At 35.0% G+C, this 17,566-nt stretch carries 9 protein-coding genes; all 9 read left to right on the forward strand.

The features are described 5' to 3' along the window. Positions 1-4 precede the first annotated feature (4 nt). The 9 genes from BXU10_RS05625 to BXU10_RS05665 all read left to right on the forward strand — a co-directional run bounded on the left by BXU10_RS05625 (position 5) and on the right by BXU10_RS05665 (position 17,157). A complete protein-coding gene (locus BXU10_RS05625; RefSeq protein ID WP_078226483.1) occupies positions 5-1,048 on the forward strand; it encodes a FecR family protein in 1,044 nt (347 codons plus the stop codon). Between the two features lie 170 nt (positions 1,049-1,218). Continuing rightward, the gene (locus tag BXU10_RS05630; protein ID WP_078226484.1) at positions 1,219-2,601 is read left to right on the forward strand and encodes a SusC/RagA family TonB-linked outer membrane protein; all 1,383 of its coding nucleotides are present in this window, start codon (positions 1,219-1,221) and stop codon (positions 2,599-2,601) included. Continuing rightward, positions 2,556-4,601, forward strand: a complete 2,046-nt coding sequence (locus BXU10_RS05635) for a SusC/RagA family TonB-linked outer membrane protein (protein WP_223255453.1) — start codon at positions 2,556-2,558, stop codon at positions 4,599-4,601. The genes BXU10_RS05630 and BXU10_RS05635 overlap by 46 nt, the downstream gene beginning before the upstream one ends. Positions 4,602-4,611: 10 nt before the next feature. Beyond that, positions 4,612-5,976 (forward strand): RagB/SusD family nutrient uptake outer membrane protein, encoded by a 1,365-nt coding sequence (locus BXU10_RS05640; protein WP_078226486.1) that lies wholly within the window; start codon positions 4,612-4,614, stop codon positions 5,974-5,976. A 59-nt stretch (positions 5,977-6,035) separates the two neighbouring features. Next, positions 6,036-6,983, forward strand: a complete 948-nt coding sequence (locus BXU10_RS05645; RefSeq protein ID WP_078226487.1) for an ABC transporter ATP-binding protein — start codon at positions 6,036-6,038, stop codon at positions 6,981-6,983. Positions 6,984-6,994: 11 nt separating this feature from the next. After that, a complete protein-coding gene (locus BXU10_RS05650) occupies positions 6,995-9,262 on the forward strand; it encodes a Gldg family protein (RefSeq protein ID WP_078226488.1) in 2,268 nt (755 codons plus the stop codon). A 12-nt stretch (positions 9,263-9,274) separates the two neighbouring features. Further along, the gene (locus BXU10_RS05655; RefSeq protein WP_078226489.1) at positions 9,275-12,088 is read left to right on the forward strand and encodes a pitrilysin family protein; all 2,814 of its coding nucleotides are present in this window, start codon (positions 9,275-9,277) and stop codon (positions 12,086-12,088) included. A 572-nt stretch (positions 12,089-12,660) separates the two neighbouring features. After that, positions 12,661-13,107, forward strand: a complete 447-nt coding sequence (locus BXU10_RS05660) for a response regulator (protein ID WP_031457402.1) — start codon at positions 12,661-12,663, stop codon at positions 13,105-13,107. An 18-nt stretch (positions 13,108-13,125) separates the two neighbouring features. Then, the gene (locus tag BXU10_RS05665) at positions 13,126-17,157 is read left to right on the forward strand and encodes a PAS domain S-box protein (RefSeq protein ID WP_078226490.1); all 4,032 of its coding nucleotides are present in this window, start codon (positions 13,126-13,128) and stop codon (positions 17,155-17,157) included. The last annotated feature ends 409 nt before the right edge of the window (positions 17,158-17,566 follow it).

Raw genomic sequence — 17,566 nt, forward strand, 5'->3', positions numbered from 1 at the left:
TCGAATGCAGAAAAAAATATTTGAAGAATTATTTGAAAATTATTTGCAAAGGAACCTCTCAGAAGCTGAAGAACAAAAACTGATGGAACTTATTCGACATGGTGAATATGATGATTTCATTAAAGAAAAAATTCATATTATGCTTAAAGAAAAGACCGGGTCTGAAATTATGGGTGATGAACAGAGTGCTTATATTTTAAGATGTATTTTGTCTGAGCCAAATAGCAACAGAGAAGTAATTACATTAGAACCGCAAAAGAGAACCAGAAAAAGAGCTGTTCGCATCCTATTTGCAGCAGCCGGTATTATAGCTTTAATTGCACTTGGTAATACCTTATTTTTTAAACCTCAAGCTGCAATAACAACCCCTGTTACAGAACAGCCTGCAATTGCAGCAAATACTTCAATAGATTTTAGCGGGAAACAATTGATTCGTTTGCCTGACGGAAGTACCGTACTTCTGAACGATAACAGTACCTTAAAATACAAACAGGATTCATTTAATACCAAAACCCGTGAAGTGACACTTACCGGAGAAGCCTTTTTTGATATTAAACGAAACGAAAAAAAGCCTTTTATCGTGCATACAGGAAAGGTACAAACCAAAGTTTTAGGTACGGCATTTAATATTAATACATATAACTCTTCGGGTAATATTGAAGTTACCGTTGCAAGAGGTAAGGTTCAGGTTGGAGATGATGAGAAAATTTACGGCATAATCACTCCAAACCAGCAGATTAAAGTCAATAAAAATACACTGAGTTTTGAGCAAAATAATATTAGTGCCGCTGTCGTGACGGAGTGGAAAAGTAATTACCTGATTCTGGACGATATTAATATGGAAGAAGCAATTGCTTTAATTTCTCAGAAATACAAAGTACAGATTTCACTGGCAAATGAAAAGATTAAAAATTGCAGAATAACAGCCAGTTTCTTAAATGATGAAGATCTGGATCATGTCTTAAAAGTAATCAGCAGTGTTATTGAAACAGAGTACCGATACAATAAATCCGGAACTATCATTCTGGACGGAAAAGGCTGTGAATAATTAAAAACTTAAAAAGGCTGACTAAACCTCCTACTTTAGAAAGCTAAATAAAATAAATAGTAACCTTAAAACCAAAATCTATATAAATACAAAAAAGCCATCCAGCTCCTACACCAGATGGCCTCGATTCTTAATAATTAAACCAGTAACCATTAAAAACAAGCAAATTTATGAAATTACGCTTTAAAACAACCATGTTTGAAAGTGAAAAGAACAATTCTTTGTTCGGGCTTTCAAAAAAAACCATTATGATCATGCGAATCAGTTTATTCCACATTTTTTTACTCACCTGCGGTACCCCAATGGTATTTGCAAATGAAATGAGCGGTCAGAGTTTAGAAACTATATCTGTTGATATTGAGCTTCATAATCAGGATATTAAAACCCTGTTTAAAACTATTGAAAATAAAACGGGATTACTGTTTGCCTATCAGCCACAGCTTATTAATAATTTTCCAAAAATCAGTACACCACGCGGAAGAAGATCAGTAAGTGAAATCTTAAATACTGCATTTCAGGGCAGTAATCTGGTTTATAAACAAGTAGATCAAAATGTTATTGTTTATAAAAAAGAAAGCGCAAAAGCAGAAATAAAAAAGGAAGACAAAGCCGAAGCCAATTATTACCTAAGCGGTAAAATTTTAGATGAAAATGGCTTACCATTACCAGGTGTCAGTGTTTTACTTGTAGGGAGTAACAAGCATGGTGTATCTGATTTTGATGGTCAGTTTTCTATCGAATTACCATCAGGAAAACACTTACTTAGAATATCTTACTTAGGGTATAAAACACAAGATATTACGGTTGAAAACCAAACCACTGTTACCATTAAAATGCAGCCCGATTTAGCAAAACTGGACGAAGTTGTAATTATTGGTTATGGTACGACAACAAAAAGAACTTCTACCGGATCTGTAGTTAAAATTACTTCTCAGGATATTGAAAAGCAGCCTATTACTAATATTCTTCAAAGTTTGCAAGGAAGAACTCCGGGAGTTTTTGTTTCTCAGACTTCTGGTTATGCAGGAAGTAATATGAACATCAGTATCCGTGGTCGAAATTCTATTGCAGGAGACAATCTGCCGCTTTATATAATCGATGGGGTTCCTTATATTTCAGACGATATAAAAGAGCAGGTACAGGCAGATCGTGTAATAAGAGGAGCGCAAAAAAGATCAAGCCCATTAAATATTCTTAATCCAAACGATATTGAGAGTATCGAAATTTTGAAAGATGCCGATGCTACTGCTATATATGGTTCTAGAGGAGCAAATGGAGTAGTACTTATTACGACAAAAAGAGGAGAAGCCGGAAAAACGGAGTTTACGATTAATACTGCTTCGGGTATATCTGATGTGGCACATAAGATAAAAACATTAGATACTCCTACTTATCTAAACATGCTTCGTACAGCTTTAACCAATGCAAATGCAAATCCAAGTAATTTCAGCACCGGAATAGCTCTTACTGATTTTGATCCAAATGCTTACACGGACTGGCAGGAAAAATTAATAGGGGTTCTGCAACATTCAACGATTTTTCAGGAAGCTTAAAAGGAGGGAATGACACGACAAATTTTTTATTAAGTGCTGCGTATCATAATGAAACTACTGTTTTACCTGGAGATTTTGGTTACAATAAATTTTCTACGAATTTTAATGTAAATCATTATACTTTAAACAAAAAACTGAAAATAGGAGCTTCTGTTATATTTGCTTCTGATAAAAATAAACTGCCATTTTATGACATTACCAATTATGCTGTAAATACTGCCCCGAATCATCCTATTTACAACCCTGATGGTACCTATTATTGGTCACCTACTTATTCCAGCGACGTAAATCCAATTGCTGCCCTGGACAGAAGAGTAGAAGATCAGGGAACAAATTTAATTACAAATGTGAGTGCTACATTGGATCTGGCTAAGGGATTGTCTCTTAAAACAGATTTAGGCTATGGAAGAGCACAATCGACATCTGAACAATTTTTACCTGCATCAGGTATGAACAATGTTTATTATACCAGAAATAACATTTCGCTTAATGCGTCAAGATCTTATACTGTTTCTATAAACAACACTAATAATTTTTCGGTTGAGCCGCAATTAAATTACGCTGCTTCTTTGTGGAAAGGTAATCTTACTGCTTTGGTTGGAGGTTCATGGCAAAACAGAAAATCAGAAATGCCTTCTTACGTAAGTTCATCTGTATATAGTTCTGATAACCTTATTGGGATTACAGGCTCTGCAGGAAATGTAACTTCTTATAACGGTTCATCTGAATACAAATATATTTCTCTTTTTAGCAGGGTAAATTATAATATCTTAAATAAATACATTCTTAACGTAACCTTTAGAAGAGATGGTTCTTCTCGTTTTGGAGAAAACAAACGTTATGGCGATTTTGGATCTATAGGTGGTGCATGGGTGTTTACAGAAGAAAAATTCTTAAAAGATAACCCATGGCTGAGTTTTGGTAAAATTCGTTCCAGTTACGGTAAAATAGGTAGTGATGATATCGGGGATTATGGTTACGCTTCTACTTATACCACAAGTACTTATGGAGTTGGGAATTCTGCTATGGCATCAGCCAGAATTGCTAATCCAAATTTTCAATGGGAAGTTACCAATAAATTTGAAGCAGCGCTTGAATTGGGTTTCCTGAAAGACAGAATCTCTTTTACGGCGGCCTATTACAAAAACGTTTCTTCCAACCAATTAGTTCCGTATACGCTTAGTCCGCAAGCAGGATTTCTTAATTATCAGGCAAATTTAGGTGCCAAAGTTGAAAATAAAGGATTGGAGTTTACCTTAACCACAACTAATATTCACAATAAAAATCTGAACTGGAATACTTCGTTTAATATTTCTAAAAATACAAATACATTAGTTTCATTTCCTAATCTGGCAACTTCATCTTATTTTACTACTTATATAGTGGGGAATCCATTAAACAGTTTGTATTTGTTAAATTATACTGGTGTGAATGCAGCTGGTATTGCACAATTTGAAGATGTTAACGGTGATGGAAGAATTTCTACAGGATTTGCAGATACAGGGGTTGGAGACAGAAAATACCAGGGTCCTACTTATCCGGAATATTATGGAGGAATCTCAAACTCTATTTCATACAAAGGATTTGCACTCGACTTTTTATTCCAATTTGTAAAACAAGAGGGAAGAAGCTTATTGTCTTCTGTTGCTGTACAACCAGGATATCCGTACGGACTTGCTAATTACCAGGTAGATGAATACAGAGATTATCTGGCTCAGGGAAATGTATTGAGTTCAAATTATCAGTCTAGTTTCTTTAATTACTTAGGATCTACAGCTACAGTTGTAGATGCATCTTATATCAAATTAAAAAATGTAAGTGCTTCATATACTATTCCTTTGAATGAAGGCACTAAAAAAGTAATACAGAATATTCGTGTTTCGCTACAAGGCCAAAATTTAGTGACTTTTACCAAATACAGAGGGTTTGACCCTGAAACGCAAGGATTGGCATTACCTCCCTTACGTACTGTAACGCTTGGAACTCAGTTAACATTTTAAATCTAAAAACATGAAAAATAATTCTATAAAATACACGTATATATTTTCGTTTTTTCTTTTATTGGGATTAACGGGTTGTGATGAAATGCTTGAAGTTGAAATTCCTAAGGAACAGATGGAATCCGAGAACATTTATGTCTCAGATGCTACTGCTGAAGCTACTGTAAACGGAATTTATCAAAGTATGGTAAGTAGTTTAAGTTTTGTTAGTACCATACATTATATGCCTGGGGAAACATCAGATGAACTCATATTAAGAACTCAGCTTACAGATGTTTATACCACAAATGAAATCCCGGAGATTGATGGCTCTGTTCTTACTATGTGGACAGACTTTTATAAAACTATTTATAATGCAAATAAAGCTATTGAAGGGCTAAATGGCAGTACAACTATTAGTCCGGACAAAAAGAAACGCTGGATAGCCGAAGCAAAATTCGTAAGAGCCTATTGTTATTTTTACATGACTAATTTCTGGGGCGATGTTCCTTTGATTGTAACTACAGATGTAGAAAAAACAGCTTTGGCACCACGAAATACTCAAACTGAAATTTATAATCAGATTGTACTTGATTTGACAGAGGCTACGAATGATCTTCCTGTTAATTACAGTAACTATAGTAATCTGCGTATCAGAGCTACAAAATGGGCGGCAGAAGCATTACTGGCAAGGGTAAATCTTTATTTAGGAAAATGGACAGAAGCTGCATCACATGCCAGCTCTGTAATCAGCCAAAACAGCAGCTATAAAATGATTACAGGTCTAACAGCCAATAACAGCCCTTTTATTGCTGACAATACTGAAGCAATCCTGCAAATTCCATATTTCAATACAGCTTATGCCTATGAAGGCGGTGCTTTGTTTACTTCGGGAGGAAAATATATCCTTAGAAAAGGAACTGCTCTGTTTGAAACAGGCGATGCCAGAAAAACGAATTGGACAGACCCTGTTACCGGAACTGCATTTTTAGCACCAAGAAAATATAAAAATGCATTTGTTGCTACTCCGGTAGAACGTTCAACAGTACTTCGTTTAGCCGAACTTTATCTTATAAGAGCCGAAGCAAGGGTGAAATTAAATGATATTACCGGAGCTCAGGAAGATATTAATGTAATACGAAACAGAGCTTTATTAGGCAACACTACTTTAACAGATCCTAACCAATTGCTGGATTTAATTGCCTTAGAAAGAGAACGTGAACTTTTTGGAGAGTTCGGTCACAGATGGTTCGATCTTAAAAGAACCGGAAAAGCAGATCAGGTTTTAGGAGCAATTCCCGGAAAAATATGGACTGCAACTGACAAGCTTTATCCTATACCGGATTCTGCCAGACGCTCTAATCCTTTTTTAACCCAAAACTTAGGGTATAACTAAATCATTAAAAATTACCCAGGAATGCTTCACAAAAGCATTCCTGGTATTTACAAATCACTATGGAAACAACAATTGTAAGAGTTGAGGACTTGTCGCATCAATACAGTAAGGATTGGGCAATACAAAATATTAATTTTGAAATCAAAGAAAACAGGATTTTGGGGCTTTTGGGGTCGAATGGAGCAGGAAAATCGACCACTATGAATATCCTTTGCGGGGTTTTAAATCAAACACACGGCAGCATTTTTATCGACGGAATTAACCTGAAAGAAAACCCGGTCGAAGCCAAAAAATTAATTGGTTTTTTACCACAGACACCACCGCTTCACCTCGATTTAACGGTAGACGAATATTTAATTCACTGTGCGCAGCTACGACTGGTTAAAAAAGAAGATCTGAGAAATGCAGTTGAAAAAGCCAAAGAAAAATGTGGCATTTCTCATTTCAGCCACCGATTGATTAAAAATTTATCCGGCGGATACAGACAGCGTGTGGGAATTGCCCAGGCCATCATTCACGAGCCAAAGCTGGTGGTTTTAGATGAGCCAACCAACGGACTGGATCCAAATCAGATTTTAGAGGTACGAAATTTAATTAAAAAAATTGCTAAGGATAAAGCTGTGATTTTTTCGTCACACATTCTTTCTGAAGTTCAGGCTACATGTCAGGATATCCGAATGATCGAAAACGGACACATGGTTTTCTCTGATACACTTGATGCTTTTAACAATTATATCGAAGCCGATAAATTAACGGCAAGTTTCGAAAATCCGCCAGCAATCGAGGCACTAACTGCTATTCCAGAAGTTACAGATGCAGTTTATCTTTCTCCTAAAAAAGTACAGATTACTTTTAAAGGCACACAGGAAATAGCTGAAAAAATTGTAGCACAGAGCGTTTCAAGCAATTGGAAATTACGTGAAATTCAGTTCGAAAAAGTCTCTCTTGATGAAATTTTTGCCCAATTATCTAAAAAAGCACCTTCAAAAAACGCTATCCTTTCTTAAAAAATAAATAAATGAAAACAATATACAGAATCGCTAAAACCGAACTCAACACCATGTTTTATTCGCCTGTTGCATGGGTCGTTTTAGTCATATTTTCCATCCAGTCCAACTGGAAATTCTTCGAATTAATTGAACGTTTTGAAAAATCGCAAAAGCTAGGCAGTGACATGCACAATTTGTCTCAGATTATTTTTTCAGGCTTTATGGGGTTATTTACAGAAATGCAGAATTATTTATACCTGTATGTTCCACTATTAACCATGGGTCTAGTGAGTCGTGAAATTAACAGCGGATCTATAAAACTGCTATTTTCTTCTCCAATAAAAATTAAGGAAATTATATTAGGTAAATACCTTGCTATTGCAGCTTATTGCTCGCTCTTTGTGGTCATATTGGGATTGCAGGTAGTAATTGCTTATTTCTCTGTTGATAATTTAGATCTAAAATTTGCTATTTCGGGTCTCATTGGATTGTATTTATTGGTTTGTACCTATGCTGCTATTGGTCTTTTTATGTCTTGTCTTACTTCTTATCAGGTAGTTGCAGCAATCAGTACTTTGGTGGTTTTGGCAGGTTTAAATTTTATTGGAAAATTATGGCAGGATGTCGAATTTGTAAAAGACATAACGTATTTTCTATCCATAGCAGGCCGTGCCAACGAAATGCTGCAGGGGCTTATTATCAGTAAGGATGTGTTTTACTTTATTCTGGTAAGCAGTCTTTTTATTGTGTTGAGTATCTATAAGTTACAAACCGGACGAGATGCACAATCTATTGTGCAAAGAGTGGCAAAATATACTGCATTAATAACTGTTGTTTTGGCATTGGGTTACATTACATCAAGAGCCTCACTTACGCTGTACCATGATATGACCCGCACAAAAGACAGAACCCTCACAGCAGCAAGTTTAGATATAGTCAAAAAAATAGAGGGTCCGGTTAAAATAGTAACGTATGTTAACTTATTAGATATAAACTATTCTATGGCTATGCCATATTCTCAAAATTATGACATGGCCCGCTTTGAACAATATACCCGTTTTTTGCCACAAATAGAAATGGAATATGTGTACTATTATGATACCTCAAAGAATGAAGCTTTATACGCCCAGAATCCGGGATTAAATGATAAGCAATTGGCTGATAAAATGATTGAAACACAGGATTTAAAGATAAAAAAAATATATACACCTGCAGAAATTAAGAAAATTATTGATTTAGGTCCGGAGCAAAACCGCGTAGTGAGAACGGTAGAGTACAACGGACAGAAAACATTTTTAAGAATGTATGACGATTTATTTAAAGCACCTTCTGAAAAAGAAATCTCAGCAACCTTAAAACGTTTAATTGTTACAGCTCCAAAAATTGTGTTTGCAACCGGAAACATGGAACGCAGCGTTGACAAAATAGGAGATAAAAATTACAAGACTGGTTTTAATGAAATTACATTCAGATACTCTTTAATCAATCAGGGCTTTGATGTTGCTTCTGTTGATATTAATGCGCAGAATATCCCTGAACAAACTTCTGTTTTAATAATTGCCGACCCAAAAACACAGTTGAGCCAGGGTGCTGTTGACAGAATTAATACCTATATCGATCAGGGGAAAAACATAGTTCTTTTGGGAGAGCCAGAAACGAATTCGGCTTTGGCTGCAGTTACAGACAAATTAGGTATTCAATTTACGAAACAGGCATTGGTTCAGGAAAGTGAAATCAACTCGCCGGATTATTTGGTGACTGAACTTCAAAGAAATGTAGATTCAACTTTAATTAAATTCAGTCCTAACCCAAATAATAATCCTATCCCGTTTTTAGGAAGCAGCGGTATCAAAACAGTTAAAGAGGCAGGATTTAAAGTGACACCACTGTTAAAAACCAACAATCAGCCGGCTTGGGAAGCCCAAACCGGAATCACTTCTGTTTCTGAAGATTTGAAAAAACAGACTTCTGTAAAAGCTGTTCCCTTGGTAGTAGCTTTAACGAGAAATGTAAAGGGTAAATCACAAAAAATAATTGTTGCCGGCGATGCTGATTTTATGGGTAATGCCGAATTAAGCCGTGGCGGATCAGGAACATTTCAGTTTGTAACTGATATTTTCAGTTGGTTCACTAATTACGAATTCCCAATTGATACAACACGCCCTGAAAACACTGATAAAAAGTTAACTATAACAGCAAATCAGGTTTTCATCAGTAAAATTGTTTTCATCGGACTATTTCCTTTGTTGATTGTATTAAGTGGTGCTTTTATACTAATTAGAAGAAACAGAAGATAAAAAACAGCAAAAATGAATACTAAAAAAAATATCACAATCGGGTTGATGCTTTTATGCTTTCAGGGTGTATTTGCTCAATTCAAAACCACAATTCCACTCAATAAAAATGTTACAACCGGAAAATTGAAAAACGGTTTAACCTATTATATCCTGCACAACGAAGAACCAAAAGACAGAGCGAGTTTTTACTTCGTTCAAAATGTGGGTGCCATATTAGAAGATGACAATCAAAATGGATTGGCGCATTTTCTGGAACACATGGCATTTAACGGAACTGAGCATTTTAAAGGCAAAGGGATCATCAAAATGCTGGAAAAAAACGGAGTGAAATTCGGCAAGGATATCAATGCTTATACCGCTCAGGACGAAACAGTTTACAATATAAGCGGAGTTCCTGTTGCGAACCAAAAACTGATTGATTCTACACTTTGGGTTTTACACGACTGGTCCGGATCTTTATCTTTAACCAATGAAGAAATTGATGCAGAAAGAGGCGTAATCAGAGAAGAATGGAGAACCAGACGTACAAGTGGTTTCCGTTTAAAAATGCAGACGGATCCGGTTTTGTATAAAGGTTCAAAGTACAGTAAAAGAGACGTTATTGGTGATCTGAATATTATCAATAATTTCAAATATCCCGAATTAAGAAACTACTATAAAAAATGGTACAGACCAGATTTACAGGCGGTAATTATCGTTGGAGATATCGATGTAAAAGCAATGGAGCAAAAGATAAAAGAGATCTTTTCAGGAATCCCTTTAGCAAAAAAAGCTGCAGCGAGAACCTATGAAGCAATCCCAAAACACGACGAATTGTATTTTGGAACTGCAGCAGACAAAGAAGCTTCTTCAACGGCCATTACTTTAAAATATGTTTTTGATGAACCGCTGGTAAACGACACTATCGTTTCCCGAAAAAACGTAATGAATTCTTTTTACACCAGCATTCTGAATAATCGCTTCAAGGAGTTAATCCTTAAAAATCAAGGTTCAGCCTTAAACCTGAAAACCTATTTTGAGTCAATTTCAAGATTAAACAATTCGTTTAATATTGTAGCTGTAGCCAAAAAAGGAAAAACAATCGAAGGCTTTGAAGAAGCATATACAGAAGCAGAACGCTTAAAACGTTTTGGCGCTGTTCAGTCTGAATTAGACCGTACAAAAAAGCTTTTCATCAGTTCATACGATGATTACATCAGCAACAAAGATAAAGTTGAAAACGACGACCTGGCAGATAATCTTACGAATTATTTCCTGAAAGCAAAACCATTTCTTTCGCCTGAAGAGAGTTACAAACTGGTTGTCGGAATCATCAAAAGTCTTACTTTGGAAGAGTTGAACGCTTATGCTAAAACAATCCAGAAACCTACTAATCAGGTTGTTTTGGTAACCGGATCTGAAGATGATAAAGCTAATTTTCCAACAAAAGAAGCCGTTGTCAATGTAATGAAAAAGGTAGAAAGTATGTCTTTGGAACCTTACACTAAAAAAGAAAACAATGCACCTTTGATCGAAAAACAATTAAAACCAGCTGCCATCAAAAAAACGTTTGAAGTAGCCGGAATAAAAGATGCAAAAGGATATATTTTAGAAAACGATGCTAAAATAATTGTGCTTCCAACGACCTATTCTCAGGATCAGATTGTTTTTTCCGCCTTTTCAAAGGGAGGGAAATCTTTGGTGAAAACAGAGGATTTAACATCTGCAGAAATTGCAACTACACTGGCAAGATCTTCCGGTTTAGGGAATTTTGACAATATTGGCTTAAAGGAAAAACTCACGGGAAAATTAGCTCAGTCAGCTCCGTTTATTAGTGATGAAACACAGGGATTTCAGGGAAGTTCAAACAAAGCCGATTTTGAAACCATGCTGCAGTTAATGTACCTTTCTTTTGAAGCACCCCGTTTTGATCCGAACATTTTTAACATTTTAAAAGAACAGTATAAGAACCGCCTGGAAACCATTAAAAAAGATAACGGAAGTGCTTTTAAGGATTCTATTGATTTAGCAAATTCAAATCATAATCCAAGAACTTTTCTGTTCGACGATAAATTTCTGGAAACGATTGACCTGAAAAAAGCAGAAAATATCTATCGTGACCGAATCAAAAATGCGGCAGATTTCACGTTTATTTTTGTTGGAAATATTCCTGAATCCGGATTAGAATTAATTCAGAAATATGTTGGAAACCTAAAATCGAATCCGGTTCAGAAAGAAAATTTCATCGATCATCATATCGAACCTAAAAAAGGAAAGACAGTGGTGCATTTCAAACGTCCTATGGAAGTTCCAAAAACAACGGTTTATCTTAATTTAACAGGTAAAACAGAGTACAGCAAAGAAAATGCGATGACCATTTATATTATAGGGGAATTATTATCGAAACGTTTTTTACAGACCATTCGCGAAGAAGAAGGCGGGAGTTATGGCGTAAGTGTTGGCGGTAACCTGGAACAGATTCCAGCACCGGCTTTCAGTCTTGCCCTGACTTTTGACTGTAATCCTGATAAACAGGAAAAGTTGATGCAGATTGTCTGGAAAGAATTAAATGATTTAAAAACGGTTCCGGTAAATGCCAATGATTTGGAAGACATCAAAAAAGCGCTCCTTAAAAACAGGGAAGAATCATTGAAAACCAATTCTTTTTGGAACAATACACTTTATAACAACAGTTTAAATGAGATTCCGTTTTTACAGGATGAAGAATATAAAAATTTAATTTCTAAAATTAATCAGAAAACTATTCAGCAGTTTAGTAAGCACGTTTTGGATAGTTCTAGTAGTGTTGAGGTAATTATGAACCCTGAAAACACATCAGGAAAGTAAGAGCTTTAACATACATTTTTTTTATTTTAATTAGTTTTAAAGGCAGTCTGATAAAGACAGCCTTTTTAGTTATACTCAATATATACTTTAAATAGGTGAAAATAATTCATCTTTTTATTAAATTTATAGAACTAACTCACCATGACCAAGAGAGTGTATGCAGAAAAATTCTTTTCCATATCGTATCCTTAATAGTCCTAAGAGCTGAACTATTAGAGCATCTTTTTACATCGTGTAACCAACTTGATGAAAAAATTTCAGAAGTTGTAGAAAAAAGTACTCCATATCCTCTTCCTGAAAATAAATTGTAAGATTCAGTTTTCAATTCTTACTTATAATTGACAAAGTGCTTTAAACAAAAAGATTGTAGATTTTATCCTAAAGCATTAAAATTTATCAGGATAGTATTCACTATTGCTATTGAAATTAGTTTTATCTTAGCAGAGATAAAAACATTTTAGATTTGATTTTTTTTTAGAAATAAAAATAAAATTGACCTAAAACAAGATGATTTTTCTGATTCATAAATGATTTTAAACAAAATCAAAATTATTAAATTTATCCTGCACAAAATGAAACATAATTACAGTCTTCTATTGGCTGACGATGATGAGGATGATTGTGCTTTTTTTAAAGAAGCACTTGATGAACTCACACTTCCTGTTACTCTTATAACAGTTAATGACGGTGTAGAGCTTATGAATCATTTGACTATAACAGATTCAGATAATTTGCCGGATTTGCTTTTTCTTGACTTAAATATGCCACGTAAAAACGGGTATGAATGTCTGGCTGAAATAAAAGAAATCAACGAGCTAAAAGAGCTTCCGGTGATTATTTTTTCAACTTCTCTGGATATGGAAATTGTAAATACAATGTATGACAAAGGTGCTTTATATTATATTCGCAAACCCGGTGATTTTTCCAAATTAAAACAAGTGATAGGGAATGCACTTAAAGTAACAGCCGAAACCAATTTTAAAAAACCTGAAAGAGAGGATTTTATTCTTCAGCCCTAAATATTTACCTGGATACGCATGACAAATAAAGAGTATTATTTTCTTCAGGGTGGAGGCGAAATGGGAGAGCTCATTCGGAATAAAGATTGGAGTAAAACACCATTAGGAACTCCGGATATCTGGCCGCAAAGTCTTCGTACTTCGCTCGGTATTATTTTGAACTCAAAATTCCCAATGTTTTTATGGTGGGGCGATGAACTTACTTGTTTTTACAACGATGCATATCGTCCAAGCCTTGGAAATGAAGGTAAACATCCTGAAATTTTAGGACAAAAAGCAGAGGACGCCTGGCCTGAAATCTGGCCAATTATAAACCCTCTTATTCAGCAGGTATTAGCAGGAGAAGAATCTACATGGAGTGAAAATCAGCTTATTCCAATATACAGAAACGGAAAGATTGAAGATGTCTATTGGACATTTAGCTACAGTCCGGTACACGATGAATCCGGAAAAATTGCCGGTGTAATGGTAATCTGCAGCGAAACAACAGAAAACATATATTACCTTAAAAAATTAGAAGAAAGTAACAACCGCTATCTAAACAATATCATTCAGGCTCCAACTGCAATGTGTGTCTTCAGAGGAAAAAATCATGTTGTGGAAATTGTAAATGACATGATGCTTGAGATTTGGGGAAAAAGCAAAAATGAAGTCATAAACAAACCTATATTTGAAGGCTTGCCTGAAGCAAAAGGCCAAGGTATGGAGTCAATACTGGATAAAGTTTATCAAACAGGAGAAAAATTTATTGCAAATGAACATCCTGTCAATCTCCCCCGAAACGGGAAAATAGAAACCACTTATATCAATTTTGGATATGAGGCATTAAAAGAAGCCGATGGAACGATTTCAGGCATAGTAGCCATTGCTATTGAAGTAACAGAACAAATTATATCCCGTTCAAGAATAGAGGAAAGCGAGCATAAAATAAGGGCATTGGTAGAAAATGCTCCATTTGCCATTGCAGTTTATACTGGTGAAGAAATGATTATTGAGCTGGCCAATGAATCTATTATCAATATCTGGGGAAAAGGAAATGATGTAATTGGAAAATCATTTATGGGTCTTTTGCCTGAGCTAACCAATCAATTGGTGTTTGAGCAGATTAAAAATGTTTATAAAACCGGACAACCCTTTCATACAGAAAATACACCTCTGGATTTACTGGTAGATGGAAATTGGGGAACTTATTATTTTAATTATCAATTTACGCCATTGTATGATTTGAAAGGAAACATATATGGTGTTATGAATACCGGACTTGACCTGACAGATCTGAATTTAGCTAAGAAAAGGGTAGAAGAAAGTGAAGAAAATTTACGCAGTATGGTACTGCAATCTCCAATAGGTATTTGTGTATTGGATGCAGCAACTTTAGTAACCGAAATAGTAAACGACAGTTTTATTGAAATAGCCGGAAAACCTTATGATGAAATAGCCGGTAAATACTATTGGGATGCATTCGTGGAGGTAAAATCGTATTATGAAGAGGCTCTTGAAAATGTAGTGGACAATGGTATCCCTTTTTATATCAATGAGGTAGAAATGATACTTGTTCGACATGGAAAAGAAGAAACTATATATGTAACCTTTGTTTATGCCCCACTTAAAAATATTGAGGGAGAAGTAAAAAAAGTTGCTATTTGGGTTTTGGATAACACCCCTCAGGTAAAAGCAAGACGCGAAATTGAAGAGGCTAATAAACAATTCCGTAATACTGTAAAACAAGCTCCGGTTGGAATTACCATTTTAAGAGGTCAGGAGCATATAGTAGAAATGGCCAATCAAGCTTATCTGAAACTGGTTGACAGAGACGAAGCATCCTTTGTAGGCAGACCGCTTTTTGATTCTTTGCCTGAGGTAAAAGAAACAGTTAGTTCCCTATTAGATGCGGTTTTAAATACAGGTATTCCCTATCACGGTAACGAAGTACCGGTTCCTTTAAGAAGACAAGGTATTGAGGATGTTTGCTATTTTGATTTTCTTTACCATCCGCTGAAAGAAGAAGACGGAAAAATTTCGGGTATCATTGTAACAGTAACTGAAGTAACTGAAAAAGTAGAAGCAAAAAACGAAATAGAGCAAAACGAACAACGACTTAATATTATAGTAGAAGCCAGCGAGCTTGGTACCTGGGAATTGAATGTAAAAACAAAAGAACTTATCTATTCCAACAGATATCTCGAAATCATTGGCGGGTATAAAGAGTATGTAGAATTAACCCATGAACAGTTACTTAAACATGTCCATCGGGATGATCTGCCTATTAGAGAAAAAGCCTTTAAACATGCAATTGCATCAGGACATCTTTATTATGAAGCAAGGGTAATATGGAATGATGGGTCTGTTCACTGGGTAGAAGCAAAAGGAAAAGTTTTTTATGATGCAGATAATAAATTAGAAAGATTATTAGGTACTGCCAGAGATATTACAGAGCTAAAAAAACACCAGCAGGAACTCGAAGAAAGCGAACAAAAGTTCAGGCTTCTTGCCAGTTCAATGCCTCAGCATATCTGGACATCAGATACAGACGGTAATTTGAATTATTGTAATAAATCGGTTTATACCTATTCCGGTTTAACGCCAAAACAAATAGCTGAAGAGGGCTGGCTGCAAATTGTACATCCTGACGAGAGAGCTGAAAGTTCAAAAGTATGGATGGAGTCAATTGCTACCGGAAAAGATTTTTTATTTGAACATCGTTTCAAAAGACATGATGGTGTATACCGCTGGCAACTAAGCCGTGCAAGTCCGCAAATAGATGAAAACGGAAAAATACAAATGTGGGTAGGTACAAGCACTGATATAGAAGATCAAAAAACTTTTACCAATGAATTGGAAAAACTGGTAAAAGAGCGTACAAAAGAACTTAGTTTGATAAACGAATCTTTGAGAAAAAGTGAGGAACGTTATCATTTAATGGTAGAGGAAGTACAGGATTATGCCATATTGTATCTAAATCATGAAGGAATAGTTGAAAATTGGAATATAGGGGCAGAAAAAATAAAAGGATACAAAGCAGAGCAAATAATAGGGAAATCTTTTTCAATTTTTTATACAGAAGAAGATCGAAAAAATAACCTGCCTAATAAACTTTTACAATTAGCCCGTGAAAGAGGAAAAGCAGTACAGGAAGGCTGGCGCATTAGAAAAGACGGAACTCTTTTTTGGTCAAGTGCGGTCATAACAGCTATTCGTAACAAAAAAGGTGAAGTTATCGGATTTTCAAAAGTGACACATGACCTCACAGAAAAAAAGAAAGCTGAGGATAAACTAAAGCTAAATGCATTGGAACTCGAGCAAAAAAATATAGAATTGGAGCAAATGAATAAGGAACTCCAGTCTTTTGCTTATATCTCCAGTCACGATTTACAAGAGCCTCTAAGAAAAATACAGACTTTTGCCACACAAATTATAGATAGAGAATCCGATAACTTATCAGATGTTGGGAAGGATAAATTTCAAAGGATGCAGAACGCGGCAAAGCGAATGCAAACTTTGATTAATGATCTTTTGGCTTATTCCAGAACCAATGTACAGGAAAGGATATTTGAAAAAACAGATTTATCAGCAATTATTGATGAAGTAAAGGAAGACCTGAGAGAAGAATTAGAACTGCACAATGCGGTCATAGAAAAAGGTAAAACGTATGTAATAGATGTTATCCCATTTCAGTTTAGACAGCTTTTGTATAATTTAGTAAGTAATTCCCTTAAATTTTCTAAGCCGGAAATACCGGCATTAATAAAAATTAACAGCAAAATAATTAAGGGATCAACATTGACTCATAAAAATGTAGTCCCTGATATTGACTATTGCCATATTAGTATTTCAGATAATGGTATTGGGTTTGACCAACAATACAGTGCAAAAATATTCGAAGTGTTCCAACGTTTACACGGAAAAATGGAGTATACAGGAACCGGAATAGGATTGGCTATTGTTAAAAAAATCGTAGAAAATCACAACGGATTTATTATGGCAAGTGGCAAACAAAACAAGGGAGCTACTTTTGATATTTATATTCCTGTAAATCAAAATAAACAATAGACCTTTCAAATTAAACAGTCTTGCATGTAACAATATTGTTTTTTGATTAGTTTATGGAGAAAAAACATGGAATTTAGTTTATCCTTTCGAGAGACTTTTCAATTCTATTTTTTTTCAAATCAATTGATAAAACCTTAGTAAGTTTTAAGAAAATTTGCCTTCTGTAGCGGAAGCTTTTACGCATTAGGTTACTAATTTTTCGTTTTACTTTTGGTGTTACCTCATCCAGAAATATCATTTTCTAATAGAGTTGTTTTTGTGATCTAAAGACAGATTTTTTTAAAAGGAACCTATATCCATTTGATTCAATGCTCATAAATTATTCCTAAAGTATTGAATTAGTTCAACAAATTAAATGAGGATTTCTGTAAAATTTGTACCACAAATTAAGTAACCCCTTTTAATCAAT

It is taken from the genome of Flavobacterium sp. LM4 (assembly GCF_002017935.1).
GTDB classification, from domain to species: domain Bacteria; phylum Bacteroidota; class Bacteroidia; order Flavobacteriales; family Flavobacteriaceae; genus Flavobacterium; species Flavobacterium chungangense.

Bases quoted from the DNA above. Each gene is read 5' to 3' on its own strand.
- BXU10_RS05655 (WP_078226489.1), top strand. From the start codon at position 9,275: ATGAATACTAAAAAAAATATCACAATCGGGTTGATGCTTTTATGCTTT.
- BXU10_RS05650 (WP_078226488.1), top strand. From the start codon at position 6,995: ATGAAAACAATATACAGAATCGCTAAAACCGAACTCAACACCATGTTT.
- BXU10_RS05640 (WP_078226486.1), top strand. From the start codon at position 4,612: ATGAAAAATAATTCTATAAAATACACGTATATATTTTCGTTTTTTCTT.
- BXU10_RS05625 (WP_078226483.1), top strand. From the start codon at position 5: ATGCAGAAAAAAATATTTGAAGAATTATTTGAAAATTATTTGCAAAGG.
- BXU10_RS05645 (WP_078226487.1), top strand. From the start codon at position 6,036: ATGGAAACAACAATTGTAAGAGTTGAGGACTTGTCGCATCAATACAGT.
- BXU10_RS05665 (WP_078226490.1), top strand. From the start codon at position 13,126: ATGACAAATAAAGAGTATTATTTTCTTCAGGGTGGAGGCGAAATGGGA.
- BXU10_RS05630 (WP_078226484.1), top strand. From the start codon at position 1,219: ATGAAATTACGCTTTAAAACAACCATGTTTGAAAGTGAAAAGAACAAT.
- BXU10_RS05660 (WP_031457402.1), top strand. From the start codon at position 12,661: ATGAAACATAATTACAGTCTTCTATTGGCTGACGATGATGAGGATGAT.